The organism is Lacimonas salitolerans (genome assembly GCF_042677865.1).
Classification (GTDB): Bacteria; Pseudomonadota; Alphaproteobacteria; order Rhodobacterales; family Rhodobacteraceae; genus Lutimaribacter; species Lutimaribacter salitolerans.
On the sequence record NZ_JBHUDD010000034.1, the window covers coordinates 1 to 10,010 of the forward strand.

The window sequence follows — 10,010 nt, forward strand, 5'->3', positions numbered from 1 at the left end:
TGCCGTCGTCCGCCTGCAACAGAAGACGCTTGCCATGCCGGTTGCACCGCCTCCCGACACATAGCCTTCTTTGCGAAAACAACGGATGAAACGGATGCGTCACCCGAACTAACTGCTCACCTGCGTCAGTCAGGCCTGCATTCCCTCGTGAGGTACAAGCGGCTCGAGGCGGGAAAGTTCATCTGGCCCGTAAGTCGGGATGGGACGGCCGTTTCGATATCGGCTGCGCAGCTCGGCTATCTTCTGGAAGGGATCGACTGGCGCAATCCGCGCTGGACACAACGCCCTGCAAAGGCTGGATAATTTCTGCTTAAGCGCCTGTTTTTATTGGCCGTCCGGGGCATCTGTGGTAGTTCTCTTCCATGTCAGATGCCGCTTCTGAAATCGCCAGATTACGCGCTGAATTGGCCGCACAAACGGCCCGTGCGCAAGCCGCCGAACGCGATCTGGCGCAGGCGCGCGCCTTGGCGTCTTGCACGGATGCGATGATCCAAGAACTGAAGCTGGAGATCGCCAAGCTGCGCCGCGACAAATACGGCATCTCCTCCGAACGCCGCGCGCGGCTGATTGATCAGCTGGAATTGCAGCTCGAGGAATTGGAAGCCGCCGCCACAGAGGATGCGCTGACCGCTGAACAGGTAGCGCAGGACGACAAGACCAGCACCGTGCGCGCCTTCACCCGGCGCAAGCCCGTGCGCAAACCCTTTCCCGAGCATCTGCCGCGCGAGCGTGTGGTGGTCGAGGCCTCGACCAACTGCTCCTGCTGTGGTTCGGATCGCATCGTGAAGATGGGCGAGGATATCACCGAGACGCTGGAGGTCATCCCCCGCCAGTGGAAGGTGATCCAGACGGTGCGCGAGAAGTTCACCTGCCGCTGTTGCGAGAAGATCAGCCAGCCACCTGCACCCTTCCACACCATTCCGCGCGGATGGGCTGGGCCGCAACTGATCGCGATGGTGGCCTTCGACAAATACGGACAGCATCAGCCGCTAAACCGCCAATCCGAGCGTATTGCCCGCGAAGGGATTGATCTCAGCCTGTCCACCCTGGCTGATCTGATCGGTCATGCCTGCGTGGCGCTGAGTCCGATCCATGAGTTGATCGAGCGCCATGTGCTAACCGCAGCGCGCTTGCATGGCGATGACACGACGGTGCCGCTTCTGGCGCGTGGCGGCACCAAAACCGCGCGGCTCTGGACCTATGTGCGTGATGACGGGCCATGGGGCGGTAGTGCGCCACCTGCCGCCCTGTTCAAATTCTCGCGGGATCGCCAGATGATCCACCCGAACAAACATCTCGCTGGGTGGCAGGGCGTTCTCCAGGCCGATGCCTATAGTGGCTATAACGACCTCTATCTGGCGGATCGCAGCCCCGGCCCTGCACGCAGCGCGCTCTGTTGGAGTCACGCACGGCGCAAGTTCTTCGAACTGGCCGATATCGCGGGAAATGTGCGCAAGAATAAACCCGCGCATGATATCTCGCCGGTCGCTCTGGAGGCGGTGAAACGTATTGACGCGATCTTCGACATCGAGCGCGAGATCAATGGTATGGATGCAGATGCCCGCCTTGCCATGCGGCAGGCGCGATCCCGGCCGCTTGTCGTGGAACTGCATACCTGGCTGCTGGAAGAGCGCGCGCGAATGTCGAAACACAACAGCGTCGCCAAGGCCATCGACTATCTGATTCCGCCCAAAGGCGAGCGGTGGGGCGCCTTCACCGCTTTCCTTGATGATGGGCGCATCTGTCTGACCAACAATGCCGCCGAGCGCGCCCTAAGAGGGATAGCTCTGGGCAGAAAATCTTGGCTCTTCGCGGGGTCTGAACGCGGCGGCGAACGCGCGGCCTTCATGTATACACTGATCGTCACCTGCAAGATGAACGATATCGACCCACAGGCATGGATGGCAGACGTCCTCGCGCGCATGCCCGACATCACCGTGTCACGCTTGCCCGAGTTGCTCCCGTGGAACTGGAAGGCCCAGCAGGAAGCCGTCAAGGCCGCATGACCGCGTCCCTCGCCGGAAGCTTACGATTTCTTCGTCGAAACATACGGTGTGAAATGGGACAAGGCGGCGGCCAAGCTGGTCAAGGACCGCGACGCGCTGCTGACCTTCTGCGACTACCCGGCGGAACACTGGAAGCACATCCGGACGTCAAATCCGATCGAAAGCACCTTCGCCACCGTCCGGCATCGCACGANCTCCGCCAACTTCAAGCTGCCGCCTGATCAGGCGTCACCAACTTCTGCGCATATCTCTGATCGCAGCCTGATGCGGCCAGTGCAATGTCCAGTGTGGCGCTGACATCATCCGCCCCCATGTTGGTGCAAAGCTTCCAGCCAACAATGTAACGGGAGAAGTCGTCGAGCACGGTGGACAGATAGAACCAACCCCATCCGATCACTTTGAGATAGGTGAAGTCGGTCTGCCACATCTGGTTCGGTCGGGTGGTCTTGTCCTTGAACTCATCTGCGGCTTTGACCACGACATAGGCGGGGCTGGTGATCAGGTCGTAGGACTTGAGCAACCGGTAGACGGAAGCTTCTGACACAAAATACTTTTTTGTGTCGGTGAAGCGCACAGCCAATTCCCGCGGGGACAGGTCTGGTTCGTTGAGTGCCAAATCTAAAATCTGTTTTCGCACGGCATCCGGGATGCGGTTCCAGACCTTGGACGGCCGGGATGAGCGGTCTTCCAACCCTTCCGGGCCATGCTCAACATAGCGATCATACCAGCGGTAGAATGTCGTGGGCGGCACCCCGATCTGGGCCAGGGTCCGGCGGACTGGAAGGTGAGATTGCTCGACGATCCGGATAATCTCGAGCTTTTCAGAAGCAGGGTATCTCATTCGTGGTCGCCCCCAGCCCCGGTCGTGTTTTTTTTAAGGATGCGGTTCTCCAGGGTCAGGTCGGCCACCACTTCCTTCAGGGCCATAGACTCGGCGCGCAGCCCCTTCACCTCTGTGCTGGTTGCCTGACGGGCGGTGTCCCCCGCCAGGCGCTTCTTCCCAGCCTCGAGAAACTCCTTCGACCAACTGTAATACAGGCTTTGTGCAATGCCCTCGCGGCGGCACAGCTCGGCAATACTGTCCTCGCCGCGAAGACCGGCCAAAACGATGCGGATCTTCTCTTCTGCGCTGTGAACCTTGCGGGTCGCGCGGCGGATGTCTTTGACGGCCTTCTCGGCCTCAGCTTTCTTCGTCACGGGTTTCTTGCTCATCTTCGCTCCATGAAGGCTACGATGAGCCAGAAACCCTCCGTTCCGCAAGATGCTTAAAATGTCCCATGGGTGCTGACGTCAGACAGGCCTTTTCCGACCCTGACTTTCGGAGGGCATGCATCACCACCTGTGACCTTGGACAGCCGCACACATGGAAGTTGCAAGACCGCTGACAGATCAAGGGCTTTTGACAGACAGGACCCGGGCAAGGATGATGGCAAGAAGAGCCACCAAGAGCATCGAGAAGATGACATCTGACAGAAAATGCCTCCCGGCGGCAATGCGATGGAACCCCGCGATCACCGGCAAGGTCAAGATGGCCAGACGGCCAAAGAGCAACCAGAATGCAGAAAGCCGCGACTGAAAATGACCTAGCACCAACCAAAGGGAAATGGCCAAAACCGTTGCCCCTGCCGATTCTCCGCCCACGAAAGAACAATTGCGCAGGCATTGGTCAGTCGGTTGCCAAAACGGCGTAAACTCGGCCGGACCGCCAAATTCCGAGACATATGCCGGGCGCGCCCGCCCCCAATGCCCCTTCAGGCCCCATTCCACAAGAATGCCCGGCCCAGCAACATAAAGCAGCAGGATAAAGCCCCAAAGCCTTGCAGGAATACCGCCGATCTGACGCAGAAACAGCGCAAGGCAAAGGCCGAGCGTCGCCAGCAGGAACAACGCGATGGAGGCACGCCAGATCGCCATGCGAACGAGATTGAAAGGCTCATTCTCAGCGAGGGGAAATTTTCCCTCTGCAAGGTCAGCAAAGACCCGGCTGACAGCCGGATCAAGACCCGGAAATGTCAGGAAGACAGTCCCCGCCAGAAACATCAGGGCAAGAACGGCAACGGCAATTCTGCTACTGGCCACGGGCGCACTCCGCGTCGGTTAAGTAGACCGACAGTCGGTGCGCCTTAAAGCCGCCGTTGCGATCTTCCATTGGAACTGGCGTGCCCGCGCAAGGCGGTGGAGCCCTCGTCAGCAAGATGATCGGACCAGAGAAATCTGCCGGCAAAGGATAGCGTTGCTGGTAGTGATGCATCGGGCGCCCCTGCGGCGCGGGGGCATAGAACATCAGGCCAGAGTCGCGACCGGTATAGAACAAGTCCGCGATCGCCGCGCGCCCCTGCGCAAGGATCGGCAATCCGCCCTTTTCTTGCGCAAGCGCGATCACCTCGCGGCTTATCTGTGCGCGCCCCAGATAGCGCGACAGAAGTGGCTCGCCGCCCCATTCTAACCGGGGCTGCGTCGTCAACACCGCGACGGCAATGCAAAGTGCCGCGTTCACGCCGATCGCAATCCAGCGCAAGCGGTAGGACAGCACCGCAACAGCCAACACTGTTCCGGCAAGATAGGCAGAGGCGGCCCAGTTGGCATAAGCCTTGTCGAGAAGCGCCTGCGTTGACACGATGAGCAATGCTGGCACCACAAAGGCCACCAAACCGGCAGAAGGCCGCGTCAGAGCGACAAGCAGCGCCAGAAAAAGGCCCGGCCCCATGACGGCGAACTGCGCCAAGCCGAATTCCGCAAGCCCGGCCAGATTCAGACCAGCCAGTTTGTCGTCCTGACGAACCCACCCGATATTGTCGGCGGTGTGCGATAGGGTGGTCAGGCCATGCGCAAGGTTCCAAAGCAAGTTCGGCGACAGCACGACCAGCCAAGCGGCCAAAAGCAGGCCGGCATTGCGCCACGAGAGCCGCATGTCGCGCTGCAACATAGCCGCCAGCGCCACGCCGACCAGAAAGTAGATGCCCGCATATTTTGCCAGGCAGGCGACCCCGATCATCGCGCCAGCCAGAATTGCGTCACTTGCCCGGCCAGACTCTACAAGACGGCGGTGGAAGAAAAGGGCGGCCGCAAAGAACGGGGCCATGATCGTGTCGGTCGAAATAAGCAGGCTGCCAACCCCGACCATCGGCAGGGTGACATAGGCCGCCGCAACCCAAACCGCGACACCGCGCCCGTAAAGCCGGGCCGCCAAGGCGGCCAGGATCAGCGCGGTCGCCGCGTGAAAGACAGCCCCCGGAGCGCGGACGGCAAACGCGCCGTCACCGAATACCGCCGTAACCGAGCCGATGACCCATGCAATCAGCGGCGGCTTCGAGTAATAGCCAAACTCGAAATCCTGCCCCCAAAGCCAGTATTGGGTTTCATCCACAAAAAGGTCGGTGCCATTGAAGGCGAGAAGCAACCACCGGATTGCCGTTATGGCCAAGACAATGACAAGGGACGGAGCAAGCCAGCCCAGCTCAATCGATTTTCGTGCTGACATCAGATATATTCTTTTCCCGGTATATCAGCCATAGGTTGCGGCTGTAGACGACAACTCCCGGCAACTGTCCCAGAATGATAACGGGGTCGAACTTGTGGATACCGTATGCCAAGACAATCAGGCCTCCGGAAATCGAGAGATACCAGAACGCGATCGGCATCACGGACCTTCCAGCTCGCTCGGACGCAACCCACTGAACGATAAACCGCGCCGTGAAGGCAAGTTGTCCCAGCAGGCCGACAATGAGCCAAGCCGCGTCTCCGGTGGTTGCTGCGCCCATTCGGGTCAAGAGGTCGTGCATCATTTTGCTGTCTCCCTCGGTCGGACCTTCTTGCGGCGTCGTAGCAGCCAGGCAACGCCAGCCAGATCGACGATGCCGACAAGGCCGCGTTGCAGGTTCGAATAGTTCGACCGGCCTGCAACACGTGGCTTGTGCGACACATCGACATGCGCCGTTTCCCAACCATCGCGGGCAAAGAGTGCGGGCAGATACCGGTGCATGTGATCGAAATACGGCAATCGCAAAAACGCCGCCCTGCGGAACGCCTTCAGACCGCAACCGGTATCACGGGTGCTATCTTGCAAAATCCACGCTCTCAGGCCATTGGCAAAGCGAGAGGCAAGCCGCTTCGACAGCGTATCCTGTCGCCCGACCCTTTGTCCGGCGACAAGCCCGACGCGCCCCTGCTCGTCTTTCAGAAGCACCTCTGCAAGCTTGGGAAGCTCCTCTGGCGGGTTCTGCCCGTCGCCGTCCAGTGTGCAGATGATCGGGGCACGCGCGGCCAGCACACCGGAGTGAACTGCCGCCGATTGCCCCCCGGACCGTTCATGCCGGAGAACCCGCAGGTGCGGCATGGTCTGCATGCAGGTCTCTAGCACGTCTATCGAATTGTCCGAAGATCCGTCGTCAACCACGATGATCTCAAAGGGCGTATGATGCGACAGTGCCGTATCAATCTGTCTGACCAATGTGACAATATTCTCGGCCTCATTGCGCGCCGGTATCACAACAGAGAGGGTTGTCATCGCGTCATCAACCATATTGGCACAAGGTTTTATGTTGCAGATGGTCCATTTGCGTAACTGTCCTAACGGATTTTGCAGGGGCGCAAACGGTGGGCACCGATGAGGGGAGGCACGTCCACAAGCCTTCCGGCCCAAGATTTCCCGAAGGGGAAATAACGCGGCATCCCGTGCTGTCAAGTCGCAACTGGGCATCGCGGGTGTGATCCGCCAATTGTCGCCGTCGGCCCGGCAATGGTTGCCTGACAACGACGCCCGAATATGACTTCGCCTGCGTGAAACCTGTGCCCGCAAGGTTCACAGCCAAGAAAAATGCAGCGGGTGAATGCTGGCCGTCACCGCTTGCGACCGTGATGACACGGCCCTGCCCAACAGGCAAAACCCTGGCAGCCCGACGCCTGCGCGCCTCTGCCAAGGGCGCGGCACGGTTATCTGCTCAGGCAAGTCGAATATCAAAGCACAGACAATCCAGAACCGGCGCTTGATCCACCTGCGCAAACCGGCATAACATCTGACAGCATTGCCGCAGCCACCCTGACCAGAATTGGACCGCCTTTTCCAGATCATTTGAAAATGCGCGCTGGTATCCGTGGTTTCAATGTGCGACCCGGCGGCAACAATGCAACGCAGCGCGCAAGACTATCACAAAAGGACAGTTTCTGATGAAGATTGCGATGATCGGCACAGGCTATGTCGGGCTCGTTTCGGGGGTTTGCTTTTCGGATTTCGGACATGATGTGCTTTGCGTCGACAAGATGCCCGATAAGATTGACATGCTGGCGCGTGGCAAGGTGCCGATCTATGAGCCGGGCCTTGATGCCGTCATGGCGCGCAATGTAGAGGCGGGGCGCCTGCGGTTCAGCACCGATCTGGCCGCGGCCGTTGACGGCGCCGATGCGGTCTTCATTGCAGTCGGAACGCCGACGCGACGCGGCGATGGCCATGCAGACCTAACCTATGTGATGGCCGCGGCCCAAGATATCGCCCGTGCCTTGACAGGTTACGCGGTCGTTGTGACGAAATCGACCGTGCCGGTAGGCACCAATCGCAAGGTTGCCGAGGTAATCCGCAACACCCGGCCAGATGCAGAATTCGACGTCGCCTCGAACCCGGAATTCCTGCGCGAAGGTGCCGCGATCGATGACTTCATGAAGCCCGATCGCGTGGTGGTTGGCTTAGAAACCAACCGCGCTAAAGAGGTTATGGGCGACATCTATCGTCCCTTGTTCCTGCGCGATTTTCCGATTGTCTACACCGACTTGGAATCTGCCGAGATGACCAAATACGCCGCCAACGCCTTTTTGGCGACGAAAATCAGTTTCATAAACGAGATCGCCGCACTCTGCGAGCGCGTCGGCGCCGATGTCAAAGCCGTGGCTAAAGGCATGGGGCTGGATGGGCGCATTGGCAACAAGTTCCTGCATGCGGGACCGGGCTATGGCGGATCTTGCTTTCCAAAGGACACGTCGGCGCTGGCGCGAATTGGACAGGAACATGGCGTGCCGCAGCGGATTACAGAAACGGTGATCGCGGTGAACGACCTTACAAAGCGGCGCATGGTCAACAAGGTGATCGATCTGTGCGGCGGATCGGTCAATGGCAAGACCGTGACCGTCCTTGGCGCGACCTTCAAGCCAGAGACCGATGACATGCGGGAAGCGCCCTCGCTGACCGTGGTGCCAGCCTTGGTCGGTGGTGGCGCAAAACTGCGCATTGTCGACCCCCATGGCCGCAAGGAGGGCGAGGCGTTGCTGCCCGGTGTAGAGTGGCAATCCGATCCTTACAGCGCCGCCGAAGGGGCAGATTGCCTGCTGATCCTGACCGAATGGAACCAGTTCCGCGCGCTCGACCTGAAACGTCTGGCGGCGGCGATGGCGACCCCCGTGATGGCCGATCTGCGCAACATCTACAGCCTCGAGGATGTGCTTGCCGCGGGTTTTACGGCTTATGATGGTGTCGGGCGCGGCCATGCCGACGCGACGCATGACCGCGCGCGGGTCCCGACGGAATGAAGCGCGCTTTCATCACCGGAACCGCCGGGTTCATCGGCTTTCACTTGGCAGAGCTCTTGCTGCAAGACGGCTGGGACGTCGCCGGTTATGATGGCATGACCGATTACTATGATGTCACGCTCAAACAGCGGCGCCACGCCCTGCTGCACCAGCATGCGCGGTTCACAGCCACAGAGGCGATGCTGGAAGACACCGCCACGTTGACACGAGCGGTGACCCATGCGCAACCCGATGTGATCATCCACTTGGCGGCCCAAGCAGGTGTCCGCCATTCCATTGAGAACCCGCGTGCCTATGTCGACGCGAACATCATCGGCACGTTCAACCTGATGGAGGCCGCGCTGGCTGCCCGGCCTGCGCATCTGCTGATGGCCTCAACAAGCTCGGTCTACGGGGCCAATACCGAAATGCCTTATGTCGAAACGCAAAGAGCCGACACGCAAATGTCTTTCTATGCGGCCACCAAAAAGGCGAATGAGGCCATGGCCCATGCTTGGGCACATATACACGGCCTGCCGATCACGATGTTTCGGTTCTTTACGGTCTATGGCCCTTGGGGAAGGCCTGACATGGCACTTTTCAAGTTCACCCAGGCTATCGTCGCCGGCGCGCCGATAGATGTCTACAACCACGGCGAAATGTCGCGCGACTTCACCTATATTGCCGACCTGATACGCGGGATTCGGCTGTTGATCGACAAGGTGCCACAGCAAGGGACGGCGGTTGAAGGCGACACCCTTTCGCCGGTCGCGCCTTTCCGCGTGGTAAATATCGGCAATTCGACCAAGGTCCGGCTAGAGGATTTCATCGGCGCTATTGAGACCGCGACCGGGCGAAAAGCGATCCGCAACTACATAGCGATGCAGCCGGGCGACGTGCCTGCGACTTGGGCCGATGGAGATCTGCTGAAACGCCTGACAGGATACACGCCTCAAACGGACATTCGCGAAGGTGTGGCGGCATTCATCGATTGGTTCCGCGGTGAATACGCAGCTGACACCGTGCGACGACTGGATTGACCCCCTGACCTGAGCCCCGATGCAGTTGGACCCATCCACCGGGTGCGCCGGGTACAAGCTGTCTGAGGAGGCCAATTATGACCAGCGCCACGCCAAACAGGCAAGGGACATAGCAATTTGATGACCCGGGTATCGTAACCCCTGTGTTTGCCTCAAGCCGATAGGACCATTTCCGGTGGTGACCTGCCCCCCGGTCGTCCCTCATTCATAATGAGAGTCCTTGGGGTTGATAATTGTCGTTTTGGGCTTGGGCAAGCGCGCCAGTGCGGGCAAATGCACGCGACTGCTGTTTTTCTTGTGCGGTGTTGATGTGGCGTTGATGTAAACGCGCAAATGGCCTGTGGTATAAAGATACCACAGGCCAAGGGTTTGTTTTATTTGATAATTTTGGTTGCGGGGGTAGGATTTGAACCTACGACCTTCAGGTTATGAGCCTGACGAGCTACCGGGCTGCTCCACCCCGCGGTGT

At 59.5% G+C, this 10,010-nt stretch carries 9 protein-coding genes, 1 tRNA gene and 2 pseudogenes; 5 read left to right on the forward strand and 7 right to left on the reverse strand.

Going from position 1 to position 10,010, the window contains the following annotated elements; translation table 11 throughout:
* Window positions 1-103 (reverse strand): DUF5372 family protein (locus tag ACFTOW_RS04175; protein ID WP_379913408.1); only part of this gene is annotated, 103 nt, incomplete at its 3' end.
* A gap of 44 nt (window positions 104-147) precedes the next feature.
* On the opposite strand from ACFTOW_RS04175, the gene tnpB reads away from it, so the two are divergent.
* From tnpB to ACFTOW_RS04190, 3 genes and pseudogenes are all read left to right on the forward strand, one after another.
* The gene (gene tnpB, locus ACFTOW_RS04180; protein ID WP_379913392.1) at window positions 148-303 is read left to right on the forward strand and encodes an IS66 family insertion sequence element accessory protein TnpB; all 156 of its coding nucleotides are present in this window, start codon (window positions 148-150) and stop codon (window positions 301-303) included.
* A 59-nt stretch (window positions 304-362) separates the two neighbouring features.
* The gene (gene tnpC, locus ACFTOW_RS04185) at window positions 363-2,006 is read left to right on the forward strand and encodes an IS66 family transposase (protein WP_379913394.1); all 1,644 of its coding nucleotides are present in this window, start codon (window positions 363-365) and stop codon (window positions 2,004-2,006) included.
* A gap of 18 nt (window positions 2,007-2,024) precedes the next feature.
* Window positions 2,025-2,198 (forward strand): annotated as a pseudogene (locus ACFTOW_RS04190) (transposase); the annotation flags it as partial.
* 58 nt (window positions 2,199-2,256) lie between these two features.
* On the opposite strand, the pseudogene ACFTOW_RS04195 reads toward ACFTOW_RS04190, so the two are convergent.
* The 5 genes and pseudogenes from ACFTOW_RS04195 to ACFTOW_RS04215 form a co-directional block, all read right to left on the reverse strand.
* A pseudogene (locus ACFTOW_RS04195) lies at window positions 2,257-3,218 on the reverse strand (helix-turn-helix domain-containing protein); the annotation flags it as partial.
* Between the two features lie 177 nt (window positions 3,219-3,395).
* Window positions 3,396-4,085, reverse strand: coding sequence for a phosphatase PAP2 family protein (locus ACFTOW_RS04200; RefSeq protein WP_379913396.1), 690 nt, complete (start codon window positions 4,083-4,085; stop codon window positions 3,396-3,398).
* The gene (locus ACFTOW_RS04205; protein ID WP_379913398.1) at window positions 4,075-5,487 is read right to left on the reverse strand and encodes an ArnT family glycosyltransferase; all 1,413 of its coding nucleotides are present in this window, start codon (window positions 5,485-5,487) and stop codon (window positions 4,075-4,077) included. Before ACFTOW_RS04205 ends, ACFTOW_RS04200 begins: the two co-directional genes overlap by 11 nt.
* Window positions 5,465-5,791 carry a lipid-A-disaccharide synthase N-terminal domain-containing protein gene (locus ACFTOW_RS04210; protein WP_379913400.1) on the reverse strand — a complete coding sequence of 109 codons (327 nt, stop codon included), beginning with the start codon at window positions 5,789-5,791 and terminating at the stop codon, window positions 5,465-5,467. Before ACFTOW_RS04210 ends, ACFTOW_RS04205 begins: the two co-directional genes overlap by 23 nt.
* Window positions 5,788-6,528 (reverse strand): glycosyltransferase family 2 protein, encoded by a 741-nt coding sequence (locus ACFTOW_RS04215; RefSeq protein ID WP_379913402.1) that lies wholly within the window; start codon window positions 6,526-6,528, stop codon window positions 5,788-5,790. Before ACFTOW_RS04215 ends, ACFTOW_RS04210 begins: the two co-directional genes overlap by 4 nt.
* 644 nt (window positions 6,529-7,172) lie before the next feature.
* Between ACFTOW_RS04215 and ACFTOW_RS04220 the strand changes: the two genes are divergently transcribed.
* A complete protein-coding gene (locus ACFTOW_RS04220; protein ID WP_379913404.1) occupies window positions 7,173-8,522 on the forward strand; it encodes a UDP-glucose dehydrogenase family protein in 1,350 nt (449 codons plus the stop codon).
* Entirely contained in the window at window positions 8,519-9,541 is a 1,023-nt protein-coding gene (locus tag ACFTOW_RS04225) for an SDR family NAD(P)-dependent oxidoreductase (RefSeq protein WP_379913406.1), read from the forward strand. Before ACFTOW_RS04220 ends, ACFTOW_RS04225 begins: the two co-directional genes overlap by 4 nt.
* A gap of 388 nt (window positions 9,542-9,929) precedes the next feature.
* Here ACFTOW_RS04225 and ACFTOW_RS04230 read toward each other — a convergent pair.
* Window positions 9,930-10,006 (reverse strand) — tRNA-Met (locus ACFTOW_RS04230).
* Window positions 10,007-10,010 lie beyond the last annotated feature (4 nt).